The sequence below is a fragment of the Absiella sp. AM09-50 genome (assembly GCF_003433845.1).
Lineage (GTDB): Bacteria > Bacillota_I > Bacilli_A > Erysipelotrichales > Erysipelotrichaceae > Hoskinsella > Hoskinsella hominis.
The window spans coordinates 31,532-54,052 of sequence record NZ_QVFI01000027.1; the positions used below are offsets into that span (position 1 = coordinate 31,532).

Sequence of the window (22,521 nt, forward strand, 5' to 3'; positions counted from 1 at the left end):
ACTCTACATATAATAGCGAGTATACTTCCAATTAATAAAAACATAATGCTATTTGGTCCTTTTCCAAAAAAACGCACAATAAAACAATCCATGAAAATTAATAGAATGATTGGCAATTTTCTAAAACTTTTAACAACATAACAATTACATATAGGACAACTTATACTATTTTTCATCCATAGTTCCTGTTTCTTGAATTGATAACCACAATAAGGGCAATTATAACTATTTTGTTTCATATATTTTTCCTCTCATTCTCTCAACGTCAATATAAAATTAACAAGAATGCTTATCGATAAGGATAGGTCAAAGAAGCAATTTTACATTAAGAATCCGTTTTAATAACTTTATGTAATAATATGCTGTATAAGATTATAATAATTCAAAAAATTCATTTATTAAAATTTCAACTGAATATTTAATCAAATCAATTTGATTTTTATGTATCCAATTTCCAAATTATGCGCTAGCTTTTAGAACTATAGTATCCTCCCTTTATTTACATTATTTAAATCTTTATATCATAATGCAATGTAAAAACAGGGAGTGTCGCTTATTTTACAGCCAACAACATTAGAAAAATAACATGATTCTACATTCAAAATCTTTATTCTGTATCAAGACGATATTGCCATTATATTTTTCCACAATCATATTGATGTTTTGATATTCCACACTATTTTCCGTTAATATTTTATGACACATTCCTTTCATACAAATAGATAACTCGTTATGATTGCCACAAATACTGATATCCAATTCGTTCTTTACGTTTTCACAAAAGTAATTCAGCAATAACATTAATACAGAAAGTAAATCTCTATTTTTCATTGGTATATTTTCTGGTACTTGTATTTTTAAGTTGAAATGAATATTCTGATAGTACTCTATTTTCTGACGCAATATAACATCAATATAACTATTGCGACAAATTTTTGTCACATAAGATGTTCCATATAAATAATACCAGTTCTTTATTAAATCTTTTGCCTCTATTAATTGATTCTGATCGATAGAACTTTCGATATCTATAAATAAATTTTTTGTATCATGAATAAATTTCATCGTTTTTTTCTGTTCCTCTATCATCTCATTAATTTGTTTTTCTTCTATATCCATAATTTCTTCCATTTTCATAGTCTGATATTTTCTAATAATGATCGTAATATATTCAACTGCAAAGTAAAATGAAAATAAAGCAATCAAAAGCAAAGTAAACATAACTTTGACATATACATCATTATTCTTTGATAACTGCATGATTGTAGTACCGATCAAAATACAGATAAGATAACTGCCTATAAAAATATTATAAGATTTCATTGTCATGTTAATCTGTAGTTTTTTAAATTGACGTATAAACAACCACATAAATATAACCATTAATATTTTTAAAACAATGAAAAAACAAAATTGATATAGTCCAAGTGAATTTGTATAAGCAATATCCATATGAATAATTTCCCCAAGAGCCATGAAAAGTGAAACAGACACACGAAAAACAGCATCTATTGTGAATGCATTCATGATATCCTGAACTTTGAATTTTTTCATATACACCAATAATGAAAGAATGATAAAAACATCATTCCAGATTGTCAATAAAACCCTCGATGCATCCATCATTTCTATAACATGCCAAAACAACGCAAAAACAAGTACTCCTCCAATAAATTTTTTCTTATTTATTTTCTCATTCTCCAATATATGATACATGTACAGAAAACATATAAAATCAATGATATGTAAACAAAATTCAGATAGAAACTCAATCATATAAATACCTCTTTGCTTGATACCTTATGATAAAATCTTTCCAAAATCCTCTTGTGACAGCATATTCCTTTCCATTAATCAGCAATACTTTATGCTCTTTACTAAGCACTTGTTGTATCTTTTGAATATTAATAATTGTCTGACGATTAATTTTAATAAAATTATCGGAAAGCTTTTGATTCTCTAATTCTTTTAAAGAACGCAAATTTAAACGTATAGGTTTCTTTTCATTCTGTAAATTTAAATAAACAGAAGTATAATCAAGATAAATTTCTAAAATAGAATTCTCATATACTTTTATATTTCCATCCATTGTCACAAAATCATACTGTTTCATGTTATCTAAATACTTTTTCGCCTTTTTCACTTTGGGTAATAAAGCTTCTTCTAAAACATTTTTGCCTATAAACCCAATGACATTGGGATTAAAGGAATCAACCATCCATTCTTCATGTGATGAGATATAAATCACAAGTTTATGCTTCACAGGTGCATTTTCAATATATGCAATACCATTTTCATCTGGCAATTCTATATCCAATAACAATAAATCATAAAAACATTCATCAGCTTCATATGCCGCAATAGATGAAAACGTAGTTATTTGAAATTCTTCAAAGGGACTTAATATATAAGTGATTTTTTTACATATAGATGTATTATCATCAATCACTGCGATTTTCATTCATATTCCTCCCTTCGTTTCATTGTATTACTTCATCTTTACTTGGATATATTCCAAATACCTGAATAGATGATATCAGAGAATGGTTCTTTAGAATTATCTATTTGATAATCTATGGCTGCTTGTTCTCCGGGGATCAGTTGTGTCCACCCATTATATGTATAATTGCCCTGATTATAAAAATCACCATTGATAAAGAAACGTATTTGATTCTTAGATTCAAACATAAGACTTATTTGTCCAGCAAACGCCTTCTCTTTCAATGATATCAAACCATTTTCAATATTCACGCAATCAAGTGCTACATACAACATTTTATCAATATGATGCTGCCTGCCTTCTCCAATAATATATAATCCACCAGGTCGATATACATTCTTTAATACAGGAAAATCATAAGCTTTCGCAATTACATATTGTGTGTTCTCTAATTCTTTTTTTATTTCCTCATGACTAAGACTTGCTCCATCAGTTTTTGCTTTTTGAAGATGCTGTTCAACTTCTTCTTCACTTTCTCTGGATAACTTTACAAGTTGTTTTACCACCTCATCATATGAAACCATACGATAGCTGGAATTTTCTGTTTCACTTTGTGTTCCATTTAAATAATCACTCATTTGATAATCTATGCTTTGTATCTCTTTATTTTTTCGATCATATAAATGTAATGTACATGTGATCTTTTTTGATAATTCTGTTATTTTCTGTTCATCTGTTGTGTGAAAATCTAACAAATAGAAATCCACAAAATCACTGTTTTTCTGAAATGGTACTGTATTATTGAAATCTTTTAATGAGAGCTGTGTGATAGCTTGTGAACCAAGAATATTATGAAAATCCATTGTAAGCTTTACGGAATCTATTTGTTCATACTGATGATAATCCACACTGATTTTTAAGACTCTGGCTTGTGAAACATCCGAGATATTCTTTTTAATATCCGCAGGAAGTTCTTCATAATTTTTTTCATTGATATCAAGTAAACTGAAATACACATTAGGTTCTATACCCGCCTTTTTCTGATCACCAAAGTAAAAAATCGTTCCTGCACATATAATCAAGACGAAAACAATTATATATATCATGAAGCTTTTCTTTTTCTCAAGCATAACTACTTCCCTCCTTTATGACTCTAACATAGGTTAACAGCATAAAATCATTCCTCTGCATATGGATGCCAATAGGTATCTATGATTTATGTACATTGCCTTCTTTTCTATATTTAGTATAACATTGATTGATTGATGAATATATATAAATGGGAAATATTATAAAATAAATAGGAAAAACGTGTGCAGCTTATAGTTACACACGTTTCTTCATTTTCGATTTCCTTCTTTGTCAAATGTTTTTCTTAATGCTTTCTCTGTTGGTATAATTGCCGCAATTAAAGGTATTATTTGTATACACATAAAGATAGTACTCATGATGGACATCCGCTCTTCATCCATTTGAAATACCCATAATATAAATATTATCGTAAAAACCAATAAAGCAATCCCCCATTTCAGCCACAGGTTTCCTGCATAATGATGCGCAAATTGCCATGTATCTTCATTCAACATAGACATGCTTGTACGATATCCAAATATATCATTGATTTCTTTTGGTGCATGGCGATAGAAATAATATCCAAAGCCTATCATGGTAAGTGGCACCAGCATACTGCATACGAACAATGTAATCTTTACAACCATATATTTCACCCCGTATATTTTTTGTGTAAATATGTCCAATAGATTATCATAATCACAATCCCTATACTATATATGATAATCGTGGAAAACGCAAAACTTTGTATACTGATTAAATAAAAACGATAAAACAGATAAGGGATAGCGCTGAATATTGCATACATCCCCCACATCATCCCGTTTTTATGATTGTATTCTTCTATATCATGAAAATGTTCAGCTTTGATTTCTTCTTCACTGCCAGAGAAAAACCACATCGGTTCTTTTTTACGCCAAGCATAGATGCCAATCGCAAAAAATATGCTAGAACAAAATAACATAATAAAATCTAATACGATATTCATAAATCTTCGCCTCACTTAAAGTATATTCCCACAACTTTGCCATTTTCATCATACGCAAAAGAATATTCTGCCTTATAATTCTCAAAATTGATAAATACAATTACCTGATATCCTGATTCTATTCTCATCATTTTTATTTTGTCTACATTTTGAAATTCACCATAGACATCAGGTACCTTACTAAATTCATGACGCAATATCTCCGCATCTAAACCAACCACTGCCAGAGAAACTTCTTTTCCAACTTTTTCATATTCGCCTTTTTGTAGATATTCCATTAACATAAGTGATTTTTGTTTTAATTCTTCTTTTTTTTCTTTTGGTATATCATTTGATGAACATCCACACAGGCAGATCAAACAAAATAATAATACTAACTTTTTCATTTTACCGGTTTCATGTAAATGCCTGTCATCACATCGTCTTGATCAAATGATAAGGTATACTGTACCTTACCTTTTTCATACTCTGCGATGATGCCAATTGTAACATTACCATCCTTTGCGATACAATCATGTTCTCCTATTTTTTTGAATGTGCCTAGCGGTGTTACATACGTATCCATCCCTTCTTTCAAGGCATCTGTGCCAACAGATTTCACATCCTTACTTCCCCGATCTAAGACTTTCTGATATTCCCCATTATTCATTTCCTTGATGATATCCGTAGCAAGTGCTACGACTTTTTCTTCGTCATAGTCATCTTTTTTACTATCCTGTTTACTGCATGCACTGACTCCTAATAATAATCCTAAACACAAACAAATACTTAAAATCTTTTTCATAAACGTTTTCCTTTCCTGCTGCTATGCAGCATATATAATCCCATACATATGGATAATATGGATAAACCTGATATAAAAACCGGCATAAAGAATGAAGAAAGCGGTGTTACATGTATGGAATGCTGAAATACATATATCAAACAAACCATGATATATACTCGCATACAGGCGATGTAGCATTGTACAGCTATCGTCATATTTTCTTTTTGTCTTTCTAATGTTGAATGCCATGAACATGAAAAACGTTCCACAGCTAACATCATCATATAAAGAAACGCAATCACAATCAGTATAATATATAAGGAAGAACGAGGCCCAAATTTATCAATTTCTCCTTGAAAATTGAAATGTGAACCAATTTGTTCAGGAATATCCTTCCATATATATAAGACATAAACATAAAAACTGATATAAACTAGCCACCCACATATGCCAATCATTTTTTTAAATGTTTTCATATCGGACTCGCTTTATAATCGTTTGATATAATACAATCCAAACAATGACTGTAAGAATAAGAATATATCCCTCTATCACCCATGTCTGATTGCCTAGTATCGCATAACAATCAAGCAGCATATGAAGGACAATTGCCAATCCAATATAGTAATTTTTATGTTCTTTCACACCGTACCAGACAATGATTGACATGGCCACATGGAATGCAATCGCAAGTATTCTTTCTCCACATGCCAGTAATACGCTTGATAAATCTGTGGATACACTCAATAAAGGTATTCCTATTAGCAACATCGCTTCTATACCACCATGTCCTAATCCAAATGCAAATGCATCATAGATCGAAGCATGCTTCTTTTTAATACATTGAAATCCAATCAGCCTTGCTGTTTCTTCAAATAAACCAGCTGTGAATGCTAATATAAGAATGTATAAAACAGGATGTTTCAATGTGAAAAGCGATATGGATCGCTGTTGCGTCATGATACTTAATAAAGGTAAACGCAATACCATCTGCGATATCACAAATGCCAGCATACCCACCACAAATGATACCCATAAGCCTTTCTGTTTTCTGGATAAACAGATTGTGAGCAGGATGGGCATTAAGAAACAAACCAAAATTACAATTGCTGTTTTCATGTCCTTGGGATATACAGGTGAATAGTAAATTCATGTTCTTCAGATGTCACCTGCATATTTCCTCCATAATGATCTAACGTCTGAGCAACATTTTTCAAACCAAGTCCGGCATGCCCCGGTTTGCTTGATTTTTCTATATCCTTAAATTCTTTCGTTGAATTGCTGATTGCAATAACAATAAACTCATGAATCTGGTCAATACATATATGAATAAATTTATTTCCTAACGTTTCTTCACATGCATCAATGGCATTATCTAATAAATTGGCGAAGATTACCGTCACATCAATCTCTTTCATAAAACTAAAATCAATTGGCGCAATCTGACAAGTTACTTCAATACCATCGTTTCTGGCTTCATCAATTTTTTCATGTAAGATCACATTGATAATTGGATGAGAGCTATATACCGTATGTGAATAGTTATTCAACAGTTCTTTCATATCTCCAATATAATGTTCCACATTTTCTTTTGGGAGTTCCTTGCTTTCTAATACTTGCATATGGCGTTTCATATCATGAATGATACCACGACTTTGATCATACTTTTCTTCCAGTTTCTGATAATACGTATACTGCATCTTTCCCATTTCTTCTAAACGAATTGCCTGTTCTTTCAACATGACATTTTCTTTGATTTTCTCAAACAGATAAAACAGATAGATATCTAACAATACCACAAAAGCCATATCCATAATCACTAAACAGATCATAACCGGTTGTAAATAATACGCACACATCATCAATACTACCTGATAATTCACAAAGGTAAACAATGGAATAACAACGATTTGAAATAATGCTTCGGATAAACTTTTTTTCTTATTGGTTTTAATTGATAAACGACGATACAGCCAATAGGCATATAAAATCAGCAATTGTGGAGAAATGATTGTTATTGCCATTGACCATTTATTCAAGGTAACCACATGATTGATAAACACCGAAATATATATGGAAATCGGATAAGACATATACTCATATAATCCTAGCAGCATCACAAATCCCATGATATTGCGCAGTGGCTTTTTACGATTCGTGAAAGGATATAACAAGAGGGCATCGAATAACACCATGACACTTTTACTGAGGGGATAGTATCTCATAGCACTGATTGCCAGCACTGCGGCATTGATAAATAGTACGATAAAAAACTTCCAACCACTTTGTTTCCATTCGATATGATGCAGAAGCACAAATGATGTGATACAACATGCACAAAAGGAACAAAGATACGTAAATACATATATATTCATAAGCATTACCTCTTAATCTGACGATATAAATAATCGTTTAATTCACTTCGGAAACTGGTACTTCGCTTTTGCGATAAGGGAATCAAATCACCATTGATCATCGTGATATCATAACCTTTTAAAAGTTTTACATGCTTTAAGTTGATACAGAAACTTTTATGTGGCATAACAAAGTCATAATCTTTCATCTCATCCGCAATTTCATGCAGGCTTTTACTCATGATATATTCCTGTTTCAAAGTATGCAGAATCACATTCCTTCCTAAGAATTCAAAGTACAGGATATCATCAGTAGGAAGTTGTAGTACACCATCTTTTGTATGAAAACTGCATAATAATTCCACTTGTGTAACCATCGATTTCACATCCTGCAAAACCCTTTCTATATCTGATTTTTGAATTGGTTTCTTTAGATAATCAAACGCATGTACGCCAAAAGCCTGCGCTCGATAATCGTCAAAGTTTGTGAGATAGACAATACAACAGTTTGGATACAGCTTTCTTAACTGATTTCCAGTTTCTATCCCATTCATTTCCTCCATCCCAATATCTAAAAAGTATAGCGGATATTTTTTATCTATCAACTGTCTTGGATCATGGAAACAATCCACCTCATGTCCCATATCTTTCAACAGTGTACTTAGTTCTTCCAATATTGTAAATTCATCGTCACATAATGCTATCTTCATGTGTTGTCCCCTGCTTTCTTGTCTTTATTATATCTTTTCAATGTTCGTTATACAACCATCTATGCATGAGGTAAAGCAAAAAACGTATAAAAGAAAAGATCCTATAGGACCTTTATGTTTCAGTAAGTATACACTCTTTCAACATCGTTATGATTTTAGGAATATCCTCCTCTGACAGCAGCTCTGTATCCTCCATCCTTTGAAAGGTACCACTATACGCTATATCATGTGTTTGAAAATTAAAAACAATCTCTTTTCTTTCCTTATATATATTATCGTTACAAATGATGATTTCCATTAGTCCAAATTCTGTCTGTATATCCTTTGTTTCCAGGATATCTTTTTTTGGTATATGTATAGCATAACCTAAATTCAATTCGAGTTGTTGCTCATCCTGATGCCAGATTATTTGATTATATGATTTCATTTTTTCTGAAACTCTAGTAAACGTTATTTTATCGTTTTCTATAAGTTTTGGGTTTAAATAATAAATTTCGCATATTTGAGATGGTGATATATTCATTTTTTGATATCGTTTCCCATTCATTAGGCTTAAGGAATATATGATAATGATAATGGCAAGTAATGTGATGATACAGCCTATTGTGATTTTTATTTTCTTTTTCATAATAACCATCCTCTATTCCATTATATCATTTACATTTCATCTTTTGTTTGTTTCATGAAAAATTAAAGGATAGCTTCTTTGCTTGTACACCTAAAGTATAAAAAAATGGAAAATATGCTGCTGAATACGACATTATCCGTTATACTGGAAGCACAACATACATATAGTCATTACATAGTAAACAAAATATATGCTATATTGATATATATATTTATCTAAATATCTAAGATATTATAATTATAGAATATTAAAATTGAAAACAAATCTACTTTAAAATGTAATTAGAAAGTGATATACTTCAGGTAAATATAAAGGCGAAAATCCTTTATAAAAACTACTCAAGGAGAAAAAATGGAAAAAAATATAATTGCTATAATAGTAGGAATCGCTTTAGTTTTTGTGGCATATTTGATAGCATTTAAAGGAAAAATTGATTTAATCCACAAGTATCATTATGCTAATGTACTTAAGGAAGATATAAAAGCATATGAAAAAGCTACAGGTTTCTCTATTTTTGTTGTAGCAGTAGGTGTGCTATCTATGCCCTTAGTAAATATGTCAGTGAACGAAAATTTAGGTGATAAAATTGGATTAGGATTTGTAATAATTGGTGTAATACTGCTAATCTATTTTTCATTTAAGTACAATGGAGGATTATTTAGCAAACATGAAAACAAATAGTTTTTACATTTATACATGTAAATGATGAATCATGTCTTATATCTTTTGTTATCAGTATACCCATTTTTGGCTATACTGATTTTTTTATAAAGTGGTGTAATAAAAAGACCTATGAAAGAATCTTAATTTCCATAGGTATCTGATATTTGTTCCATTAATGGAATATATACTTTACTGATTGTTTAGTTATGTAGAGGTTGTAACTTTTGATCATAAACAACAGTCCTACTAGCTAAATACTTGTTAAAAGGGTTACACATTGTGCCTGCACGCCTTCTTCTCTACCTACAAAACCCATCTTTTCTCCACGAGTTGCCTTGATAGATACTGCCTCCAGATCACAATGTAAAGCATTCGCAATATTCTTGCGCATAGCTTCAATATGGGGTGCCATCTTTGGTCGTTCAATCATAACAAGTGCATCAAGATTATTGATACGATACCCTTTTTCTGTCATCATATCATACACTTTGCCAAGCATCCAGATACTATCCATATCTTTATATGCAGGATCTGTATCAGGAAAATGTTTTCCTAAATCTCCCAATGCTAAAGCTCCCAAAATACTTTCTGCGATTGCATGTGTTAGCACATCCGCATCAGAATGCCCTAATAAACCTTTGGTATGTGGAATTTCCACACCCCCGATGATAAGTTTTCTTCCTTCTACCAATTGATGTATATCCGTGGATTGTCCTATACGAAACATGATTATTACCACCTTTCTAGCATTAGTGTACAAGAAACGAATTATTTTTGCAAATGCTTTTTCAGCTTTCCTATTTGGAAATGGATATCTTAATTCGTACAATAACATATTTGTAAAATATAAAAATCTAATTTTTAAAAAAATCATGTTCATATGCGAAAGTTTATGATATAGTAAAATCACAAAGGAATGAAAAGGAGACATTTATGAAAAAATTATTAACCTTAATATGTAGTGCCGGATTATTATTTTCTATGGCAGCATGCAGTGGCAGTAAAGTACAGGATAAAGCATTAGATGCATTAGAAACATCCTTAAACAAAATTGTGGAAATGAAAACTGCAACGTATTCCATGGGAATGGATGCAAAAAGTGGAGATGAAACTGCAACTTTAAAAATCTCTGGCGGTTATTTGGCAGATACTGCTAAACCTTCATTTACAGCTGTTGTGGACATGGAATCACAAGGACAAAAAATGGATGGTTTCATGAAGCTGTATATGAAAGATAACGTTGTTTATTATGATATGATGGGTATGAAAGGCAAAGGTCCTGCAACAGAAATTGAACAGGAAGAAACAAAGTTTGAAAAGTTCAATTTAAAGAAAGATGAAATCAAGCCTTATTTGAAGAAAGCTGAATTAAAAGGTGATTCTTTAGTATTAGAATTAGATGCTGATAAAGTAAATAATATCGCAAAAAAAGCAGAAAGCAGCGAAATTGCAGCTACAGCAAATGTAAAAGACAGTACAATTTCTAAATTTAATCTAACAGCAACACGTCAGGATGATTTTATCACAAAAGCTGTCATTGATTTTGAAGGTACACAAAAAAATGCTAGTGGAAAAGATGAACCAATCAGTGGAAAAATTACGATTGAATTCAACGATATCAATAAAGGAAAAGCATTGACATTCCCAGATTTCTCTGAGTTTAAAGAAGTTAAATAGCAAGACACCTGTGTAAAAGCAGGTGTTTTTTTAGATTAGTGTTGAAATTTATTATTTTATTTGTTATGATAGACAAGCCTAAGGGAGTAGTTAGCTCAAAAGAGTTGTTAAGTCAACATAATGATTCATAGTGAATCTGGCTTAAACAGTAAATAACGAGACTTATGCGTGGATTTTTCACGTTGAGTCTCGTTTTATTTTTGGAGGAAAACGATATGAGTGTAATTTCAATTTTTATGATTGGTATTGGATTGAGTATGGATGCCTTTGCGGTAAGTATCGCAAAAGGTATGACAATGAAGAAACAGGAAGTTTGGAAATATGCGATCATCCTTGGATTCTTCTTTGGTTTATTTCAGGCTGGTATGCCCGTAATCGGATGGTGGGTAGGAAGTTATTTTCAAGAATTAATTTCAAGTGTCGATCATTGGATTGCATTTGGTTTATTGGCAGTCATCGGATTAAATATGATAAGAGAAGCCGTTAAAGGAGAAGAGGATGTTGATAGTTCCTTAACGTTATCTACGATTATCGTATTAGCAATTGCGACATCTATAGATGCTCTAGCCGTAGGCATTAGCTTTGCATTTCTTCAGGTAAACATCTGGATGGCAGCTTCCATTATCGGTATTACCACTTTTGTATTAAGTATTATCGCTGTTGTGATCGGCAATCGATTAGGTGGTGTTCTTGAAAAGTATGCAGGCATTCTTGGTGGTATCATCTTAATTGGTATTGGTACTAAAATTTTGATTGAACATCTATTTTTCTAAAGATATCTTTCTTAAGGATATCTTTTTCTTTCTGCATAGTTTTTTGTAGCTATATGCAGAAAAACAGTCAAATTTATGGTTTTACTGCATAGTTTTATAAAATTATATGCAGATCCATTATCAGAATAAAATATCCATAATCTTATTTTCTATCATCCAGTAAATGATCAAGGTTACTATTTACAACAGTAAAAGCATAAAGACAGCAAAAAAATATCTTTTTTCATTTGAATATATTCATAATTATAAAACTAGTATTATTTCCTACTCCCTTACCCAATTCATCTATCATCTATGATAAAATAGAAGAAAGAACATGACAGGAGGGAAATCAATGGATTTAAAAGAAAGCTGGATAGAGGAACAGGCAGTCAATGCGAGTGCCTTAAAGAATGGTAAAGCTATCTATCAAAGCGGAAAGTTTATAAAGCTGTATCATAGTCAGGATGATACATTTTATATGGGAGAATGCAGTGGCAGCGGTAGTAAAAACTACATAACATCTGCGGATTTTCAGGATGCCTCACATCCTGTTTTTCGCTGTAACTGCCCTAGCCGACAGTTTCCATGTAAACACAGTATCGGTCTTTTATACGCTATCATGAAAAGTAAAGATTTTGAGATATGTGAAATACCTGAGGATATCATAAAGAAAAGAGAACGTTTGAATAAACGTAATCAGCCAAAGGATGAAGAAGAAAACAAAGCAGCGAAACCAAAAAAAGTAAATAAAACAGCGAATAAAAAACGCTGGAACAAGCAGCTGGAGGGTCTTGTAATGTGTGAAACCATGCTGCAGGATATCACAAGAATGGGAATTGCGGCATTTACCAACAGCAATTTAAAAGATTATGAAGCCATCGCAAAACAAATGAATGATTATTATCTGCCAGGTATACAGCGCCAGATTCTCATGTTGATTTATGAAGCCCACTGTGCCCAGCAGCAAAATGCTATATATGATGGTGTCATCGCCCAACTGGTACAATTACATCAAATTGTAAAGAAAGCGAAATCCTATTTAAATAAGAAAATCAATGAAGAAGAAATTACACAGGATGATAAAATTATGGAAGAATTGATTGGCCATGTATGGAATTTGAATGAATTGAAAGAACAGGGTTTTTATGTGGAAAACCAAGAACTGATTCAACTTGGTTTTCGTGCTGAATACAATGAAGCTTTACAAGAGTTTGTGGAAGAAGGCTTTTGGTATGTGCATCCTTTACAAGAGCTTCATAAAACTATCAATATCCGCCCTAAAAAAGCCGCAAAATATATCAAAGAAGAGGATAGCTTCTTAGAAAAAGTAATTGCGCCAACCTTATATTTATATCCACAAAGCGGTAACCGCCGGATTCGTTATGATGAAGCCTTTACCACAGAACAGATACAACCACAGGACTATCTCAATATCATGAATATCGCAAAAAATGATTATGAACAAGTCATGAAAGAAGTGAAAAATCAACTAAAAAATCCGCTTGCTCATAAAGAACTTGCCATGGTAATTCGCTATGAGGAAATCCGCCAGCATAAAGATGATTTTGTGATGGTAGATGCGAGTGGCAATATGTTGACGTTATCCTCTATGAAGGGCAGTTCTTTACATGCTTTTACCAGCCTTCCTAAAGAAGGTCTGCTTCATCATCAATGTGCTCTTGTGATTTTTTCCTATGATCATAAAACACATCAGCTATTGGCAAAACCAATGAGTATCATCAGCAGCGAACATATCGTTCGCCTATTGTATTAGGAGGTGGACAAGCATGTTGAAACAAATTTTATTAGAATTACAAACCCGTTTACAAACTGGATTAATTGCTGGTAGTAATATATTATTAAGTGATGAGCGACTTTCCACCATCTTACAAAAGGTAGATACACTGGCCGCAAAATCACCTGTCTTTCAAAAACTGTCTGCTTTATGCAAAGCCATCTTTGAAGATCAGGAACATTTAGAATCCAACATTTTAGAAGCCCTGGCCTTCTTGGATGCCTTGTTGATCACACAGGCAGACTGGAAATATGAAGAAGAAACCCAAAGCATTTCTATCCTTACGGAAAAAGCTTATACCAATATCAAATATTCACAATTAAAACCATTGATTCAGGCATTATCCACAACCGGGAGCGGTCGTTATGATATTGTGCATTCTACATGGATTCGTCATCCTGAATTATTTCAGGACTATCGTTTACTTCCCTATGTGATTCAAGACTTAGGTGATACCTATGCTGAGCTTGCGGATTTAAATGAAGAAATTTTAAAATATTGTGGAAAGAAAATTGTCCCACTATTGAAAGATGGATTCGACCCAGCTGGTAAAAAAGAAATGTTGAGAAGAATCAAATTAATCGTACAGCTTGGCGGAAAAGAAGAGAATGCATTCTATTTAAAAATGTATCCATTGGCACAGCCTGCCATTCAAAAAGAAATCGTCATGGGCTTATCTTGTGATGATAACAATCGTGATTATCTGATGCATATCGCAGATAGTGAAAAAGGTAAATTAAAAGAAGCTGCATTACATGCTCTTAGCCGTATTCGTGATGATGCAGTAGATGAATATCTACTCACAAAAACCAAGAAAAACAAGAAATTCTTAAACTATGCTTTATATTCTAATCATGAAGAAATCATACAAAGCCTGTGTATAACTGTAAAAGAGCAGCTGGAATTTCTCATGAAGAATCCACAACTCACTACATATGATGAAGAGGATGCATTAGAAGAGTTGCTTTCCCTTCTGGCCTACAAAACTGGGGATACCATCATGGACCTGCTTACCTGGATTATGGATCATGACCAGCCATTATGGGAAATCAGAGATTCGCATAAACATCTTTACAAAATCACCCGTAACTTTGAAAATATTCACCCAATCAACTTTATGCACCCGATTGTGACACCATTAAAAATATCAGAATATGTTATGGAAACTTTATTTCACACCTATCTGAAATATCGAAGTGAAGATATCATTTCTATGATTGAAGCCTTATATAAACAATATCCACTCATTGCCACACCTGTATATGCACGTATGTTATTCTTAGAAGATTATGCACACGCTTATGATCGTCTGACACAATGCATCGATGTCAAAAAAGCAAGAGAATTATATGCAGATATATGGAAGTATGTTGTGTATGATGAGGATAAAAAACAATATGTATTTAAAGTAAAGCTTTTAAGTGATGCCTTAAAACAGGATACGATAGAAATTCTATTAGGTGATACCTTAGATATGCGCTGGATAGAGTTATTATTGGATAAAAAGACTGTCACAAAAGGTATTTTCAAGAAGAATGAAGAAATCGTTTATGGTCGTGAACTGCCTTTATGCAGCCGCATTATGGTTCAGCTCGCAAATCTTGATGATATGGAATTAAAAGATATCATACTTCCATACTTTGAAAAAAACAAGCATACCATCTGCCATATTTATATCAAAAAATTATATGGTCTTCCTATCGCCAATGATCTTACCACATATCTAAAAGGTGCGAAATGCAATCAATATGAAATTGTAGCCATTACAGAAAGTTTCTGTACAGAAGAAGAGGCTTTTCATGTATTTCACGCCCTGTTATCCCATTTGAAAAGTAAAAATGCAAACAACCGGGAGTATTATTATATCGAAAGTGCCATTCACGGTATTGAAGAAAGTGAGGAATATTAATCCATGGATAAACAAGAATTTCAACGCCTGAGCGCAGAGATGCTTTACCAATTAGAATTAGATACTTTAATCGCCAATGAAAAATACCCTATTCCACAAGGATGGAAGATGTCACCACGTTCTGTATTCACGTATATATGTGGTGGAAAAAGCGGTGGTATGAAAATCACGCCAAAATATATTGGTAATGATCGCTTAGTAGAAATTGCGATTGCGACTCTGGTCACTGATCGTGCTTTATTGTTGATTGGAGAACCTGGTACTGCCAAATCATGGCTGAGTGAACATTTATGTGCTGCCATCAATGGTGATTCTACCAAAGTTATTCAGGGTACTGCTGGTACCAGTGAGGAAGCTATCCGTTATTCATGGAACTATGCCATGTTAATTGCGAAAGGTCCAAGTGAGGAAGCATTAGTAAAAAGTCCTTTATTACATGCAATGGAAACTGGTAGTATTGTGCGTTTTGAAGAAATCAGCCGTTGTGCCAGTGAGGTACAAGATGCATTAATCTCAATCTTATCTGAAAAACGTGTATCTATCCCGGAATTAAATATGGAAATCCCAGCAAAAAAAGGATTCTCCGTAATTGCCACTGCCAATACTAGAGATAAAGGTGTTAATGAGATGTCCGCTGCATTAAAACGTCGTTTTAATATCGTTGTCTTACCAGCGCCAAAAGATTTAAAAACAGAAATGGAAATCGTTGAACAGCGTGTTTCTCAATTATCTGAATCGTTAGGTCTTATGGCAAAAGTACCTGATCAGGATATCATTGAACGTGTTGTTACAATCTTTCGTGAACTTAGAAATGGTACTACTTTAGATGGAAAGCATAAAGTAAAAACAACCTCCGGTGTACTGTCTGCCGCAGAAGCAATTTCACTTTTAGCAAACAGTATGGCACTTGCCGCAAGCTTTGGTGATGGGAAAATACGCGCACAAGATGTTGCCGCAGGACTTCAGGGTGCTATCGTCAAGGATGAATCCAAAGATGCCCTAGCATGGAAAGAATACCTGGAAAATATATTAAAGAAAAAAGGAATATCCTATTATGAACTCTATCATGCATGTATGGAGTTAAATAAATAATGGCGCATATCTTTGGTATACGACATTTATCACCTGCGTCCTCCCTTCATTTATGTGCATATCTTGAACAGAAGCATCCTGCATATATCTTGATAGAAGGACCAAGTGACTGTAACGATATGATAGAGGATATCACACAGGATCAATTACAACCGCCATTTGCGATTATGGCATATACAACAAGCTCTCCGATTCATTCTATTCTATATCCATATGCGAAATATTCCCCTGAATACGTCGCCATGAAATGGGCAAAAGCCCACAATATACCTTGTGCTTTTATGGATCTTCCAACATCTGCATTTCTTTCACTCGATACAAAAGATGACACAAGGCAGGATTATGAAATTGATTTGGATATGGATGCCAATGATCAATGGGAACGTATCTTTGAACATGAAACTAACAGTGATGCTTTCCAAAAAGCCGTTACATTTTTCGCACATAATTTACGTGAAATAAAACCTGCGGATGAATTTACTTTATTACGTGAATCATACATGAACACAACCATCCAAAAGCTGATCAAACAGGGAATCCATGAAGATGATATTGTTGTGGTGTGTGGAGCTTTTCATATAGAAGGAATCATGGAGGCAAAAGTATTACCAGATGCACAATATGAAAAACTACAAAAAGATATCTCTAATATCACACTGATGCCCTATTCTTACTTTCGATTATCATCCTTATCTGGATATGGTGCCGGTAATAAAGCCCCTGCGTATTATGAATTATTATGGGATTATGCGAAAGATGGACACATGGAGCAATGTGCCTATGCTTATTTATCCAAGCTTTCCCTGTATCAAAGGGAACATGGATTTAACTGTTCTACAGCACAAGTTATTGAAGCTTTACAATTAGCCCAAAGCTTATCAGCTATGCATCAGGAACAGATTCCTTCCCTTCAAGATTTAAAAGATGCGGCGATTACCTGCATGGGATATGGAAATCAGGCTGAACTTATGGAAGCCTTTATGGCATGTGAGATTGGCACCACGATGGGTTATCTTCCCAAAGGTATGTCAAAGACAGCCATACAAAATGATTTTTATACACAGTTAAAAACTTTGAAACTGGAGCGTTTCAATACCATGAATGCCAATACATTAGCATTAGACTTACGTGAAAATACAAGCGTCAAATCAGAAGCATCTGCCTTTTTAGATTTACGCCGTTCCTGTTTCTTACATCAATTGCGCTTTCTAAACATTCCATTTTGTGTGCTGCAGCCAAATACCCAGCAGTCCGCTGACTGGAAGGAAATCTGGGAATTAAAATGGAGTAGTGAAGCAGAAATTACATTGATTGAAAATTCTTTGTATGGAGAAAGTGTCGCCTATGCGGCTCAGTTTTCCATCAAACAAAAGCTGGCAGATGCCACCAATATGAATGCATGCGCTACTTTAATGGAAGAAGCATTTCTGTGCGGCCTTAATGACAGTATGTCACATGCCTTAGAAGCAATACAAAAACTTGCGATAGATTCCTCATCCTTTGAAGATATTGTAAAAACCGCAAAACGATTAAGTTATATCATGCGTTTTCATACCTTACGCCGTATGGAAAATGATGCCATAGAGCCATTATTTCATCAATTATTCTATCGTGCCATTTTATTATGTGTAAGCAGCTGTCAATGTGATGATAAAGTATCACATAGTATCATGGAAGGTTTAAAAACCATCAATGATTTATCTATCCAGCATGATCACTACATGGAAGAGGAATGGATTCAGGTATTAAATGAATTATCCCTTCGTGATGATATCAATCAACTGCTCAGTGGCTATGCGACGGCTATCCTTTTAGAACGTGGCCTACTAAAAGAAGATGAATTCCAGCGTATTGTGATTTATCATGTATCCCATGGTGTACCTGTGGATATCGCAGCGAACTGGTTTGAAGGCTTTATGATGAAAAACCACTATGCGCTCATTGCCCGTTCTTTCATCTGGAAGCAATTAGATGATTACATCCAAGAACTAGAGGATGATGATTTTTTACGTGCTTTGTTGTATTTAAGAAGAGCTTTCAGCATGTATAGTGCCAAAGAAAAACATGAAATTGCGCAAAACCTGGGAAGCTTATGGCATCTTGACCAGGACAGTGTTGCGGAAATATTAAATACAGAATTAAAGAAAGAGGAACAAGATCTTTTAAATGAATTAGAAGATTTTGATTTTGGTGATTTCTAATGGAACAAAATAAAGAACTAACCCGCTGGAGAATGATTCTTGGCGAAGATACCCAGCAAGATTTTGAAAGTATGCAGGAAGGCTTTTCTTTAACTGATCGTGATATTATGATGGATACAGCACTTGCGGCAATCTATGGTGGAGAAGGAAGCCAAAATCAAATGGGTGGTGCTGGAAAAGGTGCCAGCAGTCCGCACATCACAAAATGGATGAAGGATGTCCGTACCCTCTTTGATCCAGAGCTTGTGAAAGTTATCCAACAGGATGCCATTGAACGTAAAGGCTGGAAACAATTATTAATGGAACCAGAATTGCTTGAACAATTAGAGCCGGATATCGAAATGGCAAGTATGCTGTTAACACTAAAAGATATGATTCCATCCAAATCCAAAGATCAGGCAAGAGCATATATCCAGAAAATTGTGGATATCATAAACAATCAGATCTCCTCAGACTTAAAACGCAGTGTACACGCAGCCCTTCAGAAAAAAGAGCATTCTCCTTTACCAAGTGCTGCTGCCATCGACTTTCCCTATACAATACGAAAGAACCTAAAACACTATTCCAGTGATCTACAAACCATTATCCCTGAACGTGTCTACTTCTTTGATCGTAAACAAAAAAGCAATCACTGGCATGTTATTCTGGATATTGACCAAAGTGGTTCTATGTCCAGTTCAATCATGTATTCTTCTGTGACTGCCTGTATTCTTGCGAGTATGAATGCTGTAAAAACAAACGTTGTTGCCTTTGATACAACCATTATGGATCTCAGTGACTTATGTAATGATCCAGTTGATTTATTATATGGCTTTCAATTAGGTGGTGGTACTGATATTCATAAATCCGTGAAGTATTGTGAACAGCTGATCGAAGAACCAGATAAGACGATTTTCTTCTTAATTTCCGATCTTGAAGAAGGTGGCAATCATGCAGGATTATTACATCGTCTGCAGGATATAAAAGACTCTGGTGTTCTGGTTGTATGTTTACTGGCCATTCAGGATGGTGGAAAACCATACTATAGTCAAGATATGGCGCAAAAAATTGCCAATCTTGGCATCCCATGTTTCGCCTGTGCACCAGAAAAACTGCCAGAACTATTACATGCAGTTTTACAGAAGCAGGACTTATCCCAATTTATGAAAAATTAGGAATTAAAATGACAAAGGAAGATATACAGATTATAGTTTTACTAGCATAGGAGAATTTCAAGTGTTATTTTAGAGAAATTATATGAGGAGAAAATTATGGAAAAAATTGTTACAGTAAAAAATTTGTCTAAATCTTATGGAAAACAACTTGTTTTAGATGATATTTCTTTTGAAATATATAAAGGCGAGATTGTTGGCTTCATAGGGCCTAACGGTGCTGGTAAAAGTACTTTGATGAAATGTATGTGTAATCTGATTAATATTGATGCCGGCTCCATTAATATATGTGGATATGATTTAGTGAAAGATAGAAAAAACGCTCTGAAAAAGCAAGCCTCATTGATCGAAGGACCTGGCCTTTTTCTGACTATGACCGGTTTACAAAATATAAAATTATTTGCCAGCCTGCATGATGTATCTAAACAAAGATTACAAGAAATGATTGATTATAGTAGATTAGGAAAACATATAAACAAAAAAGTGTCAGCATATTCATTAGGAATGAAGCAGCGTTTAGCCTTAGCTATTGCTTTGTTAAGCGAACCAAATTTTCTTATGCTAGATGAACCAATGAATGGTTTGGATCCAACAGGTATATTTGAGTTGAGAGAAGAATTAAGAAATATGGTGAATAAATATAACATGGCGCTTTTAATATCCTCACACCAATTAAATGAGATTGAGAAAATCGCGGATAGAATTATCTATTTAGACCATGGAAAAATAAATGAAGTGGAGAAAAATTCTACGACAACCAAATATATTATCAAATTAGATAAGGCATTAACAAATTATAATAATGATTATGAGTGTATGGCAATTGATAATCTATCCTATCAATTTACGATTAAGGATGAAAAAGAATTATCTCAATTAATTCAAAATTTGGTTTTACAAAAACTGAATATTTTGGATGTGATAAAAATAGAGGATGATTTAGAAGATGAATATTCCAAAATCTATGAGGTAACAAAATGACGCAGCTATTTAAATATGAATTAAAAAAGTTTATTTATAACAAAAAAAATATTGTTGTGGTGCTTGCTACTTTACTATTTCTCGGTATGTTCATTGCATATAATGATTACCAAGATCAGCAATACCCAAATAAAATGTACACTGAAATGACAAATGCAAGTGTATATTCTTCCAAAATGGTTAAGAATATAGAAACTTCAATGAAATATATGGAGGAAGGAACGAAAAAAGAAGAGTTTAAACAACAAAAAAAATTTTGGGATAATCTATCTACATCCTCTCTGATTTTATCATCAGGATACATGAAAAAAGACTACAAAAATGAAGAGTTTGTTAAGGAACAAATCGAATGGTATCATCTGGTTTTAGATGGAAGAAAGAAAAATTATGATTTAGATCCAATTAATAGATTAACAATCAGGACGATAAAAGAGCAAATACAGAAAGACCAATACATTGTGGATAATCATATAGAAATAATGAATAGTCCATATTCATGTAATTCATTAAATCTATTTAATCTTTTATTTTCTGATTATGTTGGACTATTCATAGCTTTTCCATTTCTCTTATTAGTTTTTGACATAGTAGCAATAGAATTTGAAAATAGTAGCTATAAATCACTATATACTTCAAATTATTCACGTTCAACTATCCTAATTTCTAAAACTATTTTTATTGGTTTATTAATCATAGCATATATTGCAATGATTAGTAGTGTCTTTTTCATATCCGGCATTAAATTTGGATTTGGAAACATTATTTATCCATATGCCGTTTATCCAGAAATTTATCCTTTCTATCAAGCTGTATTTCTTATGTTAGCTATATTTGTTATGGCACTGATGTCATTATCTGCAATAACAATCTTCATATCATCTTGGACTTTCTCTTCTTCTGTAACGTTAGTTACTATATTATCATGTTATATGATGGTAATTGTCTTTCAACAAATATTAGATTATCGCTGGTTATATCCATATATTCCACTTTGTTATCCATTCAATAAAGATATCATCCAGTATCATGGAACAATACAAAGTATTATAATAGGATTAGCCGTGTCATTTGTGTTCATAGAAATAAGTATAAGATCCTTAAAAAGGAAAGATATTACTGTATAACCATAAAAATGAGTAATTACTAATATCCAAAATGGTAGAATCAAAAAAAGCATCTGTTATCACTTTAAGTAAACTGCAGAAGCTAATGGAGGGTAAGCAATGAGGGAATTTATTAAATTTGAAATATTGCGTAATATGAAAAGAAAAGAAGTTAAGTTAATCATCAATGCCAATAAGTTAAGGGTATTGACAACAATGAAAAGTGATATCTAGTGA

The 22,521-nt window shown here is 33.1% G+C and carries 23 protein-coding genes; 10 read left to right on the forward strand and 13 right to left on the reverse strand.

The genetic code is table 11. From position 1 onward, the window contains the following. Positions 1–573 precede the first annotated feature (573 nt). The 12 genes from DW114_RS17375 to DW114_RS17430 form a co-directional block, all read right to left on the reverse strand. Positions 574–1,776, reverse strand: a complete 1,203-nt coding sequence (locus DW114_RS17375) for a hypothetical protein (protein ID WP_117455008.1) — start codon at positions 1,774–1,776, stop codon at positions 574–576. Further along, positions 1,769–2,461, reverse strand: coding sequence for a LytR/AlgR family response regulator transcription factor (locus DW114_RS17380; protein WP_117455010.1), 693 nt, complete (start codon positions 2,459–2,461; stop codon positions 1,769–1,771). Before DW114_RS17380 ends, DW114_RS17375 begins: the two co-directional genes overlap by 8 nt. Positions 2,462–2,499: 38 nt before the next feature. Further along, positions 2,500–3,570 carry a hypothetical protein gene (locus DW114_RS17385; RefSeq protein ID WP_117455012.1) on the reverse strand — a complete coding sequence of 357 codons (1,071 nt, stop codon included), beginning with the start codon at positions 3,568–3,570 and terminating at the stop codon, positions 2,500–2,502. Positions 3,571–3,780: 210 nt separating this feature from the next. Beyond that, complete coding sequence (locus tag DW114_RS17390) at positions 3,781–4,158, reverse strand: SdpI family protein (RefSeq protein WP_117455014.1); 378 nt, start codon at positions 4,156–4,158, stop codon at positions 3,781–3,783. A 5-nt stretch (positions 4,159–4,163) separates the two neighbouring features. Next, positions 4,164–4,499 carry a hypothetical protein gene (locus DW114_RS17395; RefSeq protein WP_117455016.1) on the reverse strand — a complete coding sequence of 112 codons (336 nt, stop codon included), beginning with the start codon at positions 4,497–4,499 and terminating at the stop codon, positions 4,164–4,166. An 11-nt stretch (positions 4,500–4,510) separates the two neighbouring features. Continuing rightward, positions 4,511–4,885 carry a hypothetical protein gene (locus DW114_RS17400; RefSeq protein ID WP_117455018.1) on the reverse strand — a complete coding sequence of 125 codons (375 nt, stop codon included), beginning with the start codon at positions 4,883–4,885 and terminating at the stop codon, positions 4,511–4,513. Next, complete coding sequence (locus DW114_RS17405; RefSeq protein WP_117455020.1) at positions 4,882–5,283, reverse strand: DUF3887 domain-containing protein; 402 nt, start codon at positions 5,281–5,283, stop codon at positions 4,882–4,884. Before DW114_RS17405 ends, DW114_RS17400 begins: the two co-directional genes overlap by 4 nt. Further along, positions 5,280–5,741, reverse strand: coding sequence for a DUF1648 domain-containing protein (locus DW114_RS17410; RefSeq protein WP_117455022.1), 462 nt, complete (start codon positions 5,739–5,741; stop codon positions 5,280–5,282). The genes DW114_RS17405 and DW114_RS17410 overlap by 4 nt, the downstream gene beginning before the upstream one ends. Next, complete coding sequence (locus tag DW114_RS17415; RefSeq protein ID WP_117455024.1) at positions 5,728–6,384, reverse strand: YhfC family glutamic-type intramembrane protease; 657 nt, start codon at positions 6,382–6,384, stop codon at positions 5,728–5,730. Before DW114_RS17415 ends, DW114_RS17410 begins: the two co-directional genes overlap by 14 nt. After that, positions 6,381–7,640 carry a sensor histidine kinase gene (locus tag DW114_RS17420; RefSeq protein ID WP_158552328.1) on the reverse strand — a complete coding sequence of 420 codons (1,260 nt, stop codon included), beginning with the start codon at positions 7,638–7,640 and terminating at the stop codon, positions 6,381–6,383. The genes DW114_RS17415 and DW114_RS17420 overlap by 4 nt, the downstream gene beginning before the upstream one ends. Before the next feature lie 5 nt (positions 7,641–7,645). After that, positions 7,646–8,329, reverse strand: coding sequence for a LytR/AlgR family response regulator transcription factor (locus DW114_RS17425; protein ID WP_117455029.1), 684 nt, complete (start codon positions 8,327–8,329; stop codon positions 7,646–7,648). Between the two features lie 112 nt (positions 8,330–8,441). Continuing rightward, positions 8,442–8,957: a hypothetical protein gene (locus tag DW114_RS17430; RefSeq protein ID WP_117455031.1), complete on the reverse strand. Its 516-nt coding sequence runs from the start codon at positions 8,955–8,957 to the stop codon at positions 8,442–8,444. 351 nt (positions 8,958–9,308) lie between these two features. Here DW114_RS17430 and DW114_RS17435 point away from each other — a divergent pair, with 351 nt between their 5' ends. Then, the gene (locus DW114_RS17435) at positions 9,309–9,638 is read left to right on the forward strand and encodes a hypothetical protein (RefSeq protein WP_117455033.1); all 330 of its coding nucleotides are present in this window, start codon (positions 9,309–9,311) and stop codon (positions 9,636–9,638) included. 232 nt (positions 9,639–9,870) lie between these two features. On the opposite strand, the gene ispF is transcribed toward DW114_RS17435, so the two are convergent. Further along, complete coding sequence (ispF, locus tag DW114_RS17440) at positions 9,871–10,347, reverse strand: 2-C-methyl-D-erythritol 2,4-cyclodiphosphate synthase (RefSeq protein ID WP_117455035.1); 477 nt, start codon at positions 10,345–10,347, stop codon at positions 9,871–9,873. 206 nt (positions 10,348–10,553) lie between these two features. On the opposite strand from ispF, the gene DW114_RS17445 reads away from it, so the two are divergent. From DW114_RS17445 to DW114_RS17485, 9 genes are all read left to right on the forward strand, one after another. Then, positions 10,554–11,297 carry a hypothetical protein gene (locus tag DW114_RS17445; protein WP_117455037.1) on the forward strand — a complete coding sequence of 248 codons (744 nt, stop codon included), beginning with the start codon at positions 10,554–10,556 and terminating at the stop codon, positions 11,295–11,297. A 215-nt stretch (positions 11,298–11,512) separates the two neighbouring features. After that, a complete protein-coding gene (locus DW114_RS17450) occupies positions 11,513–12,070 on the forward strand; it encodes a manganese efflux pump MntP family protein (protein WP_117455039.1) in 558 nt (185 codons plus the stop codon). A gap of 334 nt (positions 12,071–12,404) precedes the next feature. Next, positions 12,405–13,826, forward strand: a complete 1,422-nt coding sequence (locus DW114_RS17455) for an SWIM zinc finger family protein (RefSeq protein ID WP_117455041.1) — start codon at positions 12,405–12,407, stop codon at positions 13,824–13,826. A 13-nt stretch (positions 13,827–13,839) separates the two neighbouring features. Continuing rightward, on the forward strand, positions 13,840–15,756 hold the full coding sequence (locus DW114_RS17460) for a hypothetical protein (RefSeq protein ID WP_117455043.1): 1,917 nt from the start codon (positions 13,840–13,842) through the stop codon (positions 15,754–15,756). A gap of 3 nt (positions 15,757–15,759) precedes the next feature. Continuing rightward, entirely contained in the window at positions 15,760–16,848 is a 1,089-nt protein-coding gene (locus DW114_RS17465) for an ATP-binding protein (RefSeq protein ID WP_117455045.1), read from the forward strand. Beyond that, positions 16,848–19,049, forward strand: a complete 2,202-nt coding sequence (locus DW114_RS17470) for a DUF5682 family protein (protein WP_117455047.1) — start codon at positions 16,848–16,850, stop codon at positions 19,047–19,049. Before DW114_RS17465 ends, DW114_RS17470 begins: the two co-directional genes overlap by 1 nt. Continuing rightward, positions 19,049–20,203 (forward strand): VWA domain-containing protein, encoded by a 1,155-nt coding sequence (locus DW114_RS17475; protein WP_117455049.1) that lies wholly within the window; start codon positions 19,049–19,051, stop codon positions 20,201–20,203. Before DW114_RS17470 ends, DW114_RS17475 begins: the two co-directional genes overlap by 1 nt. A gap of 96 nt (positions 20,204–20,299) precedes the next feature. After that, positions 20,300–21,181 carry an ABC transporter ATP-binding protein gene (locus DW114_RS17480; RefSeq protein ID WP_117455051.1) on the forward strand — a complete coding sequence of 294 codons (882 nt, stop codon included), beginning with the start codon at positions 20,300–20,302 and terminating at the stop codon, positions 21,179–21,181. Next, positions 21,178–22,305 (forward strand): ABC transporter permease subunit, encoded by a 1,128-nt coding sequence (locus tag DW114_RS17485; protein ID WP_117455053.1) that lies wholly within the window; start codon positions 21,178–21,180, stop codon positions 22,303–22,305. Before DW114_RS17480 ends, DW114_RS17485 begins: the two co-directional genes overlap by 4 nt. Positions 22,306–22,521: the final 216 nt, after the last annotated feature.

Excerpts from the sequence above, each read along its gene's own strand:
- DW114_RS17375 (WP_117455008.1), bottom strand. The coding sequence starts at position 1,776 with ATGATTGAGTTTCTATCTGAATTTTGTTTACATATCATTGATTTTATA.
- DW114_RS17380 (WP_117455010.1), bottom strand. The coding sequence starts at position 2,461 with ATGAAAATCGCAGTGATTGATGATAATACATCTATATGTAAAAAAATC.
- DW114_RS17385 (WP_117455012.1), bottom strand. The coding sequence starts at position 3,570 with ATGCTTGAGAAAAAGAAAAGCTTCATGATATATATAATTGTTTTCGTC.
- DW114_RS17390 (WP_117455014.1), bottom strand. The coding sequence starts at position 4,158 with ATGGTTGTAAAGATTACATTGTTCGTATGCAGTATGCTGGTGCCACTT.
- DW114_RS17395 (WP_117455016.1), bottom strand. The coding sequence starts at position 4,499 with ATGAATATCGTATTAGATTTTATTATGTTATTTTGTTCTAGCATATTT.
- DW114_RS17400 (WP_117455018.1), bottom strand. The coding sequence starts at position 4,885 with ATGAAAAAGTTAGTATTATTATTTTGTTTGATCTGCCTGTGTGGATGT.
- DW114_RS17405 (WP_117455020.1), bottom strand. The coding sequence starts at position 5,283 with ATGAAAAAGATTTTAAGTATTTGTTTGTGTTTAGGATTATTATTAGGA.
- DW114_RS17410 (WP_117455022.1), bottom strand. The coding sequence starts at position 5,741 with ATGAAAACATTTAAAAAAATGATTGGCATATGTGGGTGGCTAGTTTAT.
- DW114_RS17415 (WP_117455024.1), bottom strand. The coding sequence starts at position 6,384 with ATGAAAACAGCAATTGTAATTTTGGTTTGTTTCTTAATGCCCATCCTG.
- DW114_RS17420 (WP_158552328.1), bottom strand. The coding sequence starts at position 7,640 with ATGAATATATATGTATTTACGTATCTTTGTTCCTTTTGTGCATGTTGT.
- DW114_RS17425 (WP_117455029.1), bottom strand. The coding sequence starts at position 8,329 with ATGAAGATAGCATTATGTGACGATGAATTTACAATATTGGAAGAACTA.
- DW114_RS17430 (WP_117455031.1), bottom strand. The coding sequence starts at position 8,957 with ATGAAAAAGAAAATAAAAATCACAATAGGCTGTATCATCACATTACTT.
- DW114_RS17435 (WP_117455033.1), top strand. The coding sequence starts at position 9,309 with ATGGAAAAAAATATAATTGCTATAATAGTAGGAATCGCTTTAGTTTTT.
- ispF (WP_117455035.1), bottom strand. The coding sequence starts at position 10,347 with ATGTTTCGTATAGGACAATCCACGGATATACATCAATTGGTAGAAGGA.
- DW114_RS17445 (WP_117455037.1), top strand. The coding sequence starts at position 10,554 with ATGAAAAAATTATTAACCTTAATATGTAGTGCCGGATTATTATTTTCT.
- DW114_RS17450 (WP_117455039.1), top strand. The coding sequence starts at position 11,513 with ATGAGTGTAATTTCAATTTTTATGATTGGTATTGGATTGAGTATGGAT.
- DW114_RS17455 (WP_117455041.1), top strand. The coding sequence starts at position 12,405 with ATGGATTTAAAAGAAAGCTGGATAGAGGAACAGGCAGTCAATGCGAGT.
- DW114_RS17460 (WP_117455043.1), top strand. The coding sequence starts at position 13,840 with ATGTTGAAACAAATTTTATTAGAATTACAAACCCGTTTACAAACTGGA.
- DW114_RS17465 (WP_117455045.1), top strand. The coding sequence starts at position 15,760 with ATGGATAAACAAGAATTTCAACGCCTGAGCGCAGAGATGCTTTACCAA.
- DW114_RS17470 (WP_117455047.1), top strand. The coding sequence starts at position 16,848 with ATGGCGCATATCTTTGGTATACGACATTTATCACCTGCGTCCTCCCTT.
- DW114_RS17475 (WP_117455049.1), top strand. The coding sequence starts at position 19,049 with ATGGAACAAAATAAAGAACTAACCCGCTGGAGAATGATTCTTGGCGAA.
- DW114_RS17480 (WP_117455051.1), top strand. The coding sequence starts at position 20,300 with ATGGAAAAAATTGTTACAGTAAAAAATTTGTCTAAATCTTATGGAAAA.
- DW114_RS17485 (WP_117455053.1), top strand. The coding sequence starts at position 21,178 with ATGACGCAGCTATTTAAATATGAATTAAAAAAGTTTATTTATAACAAA.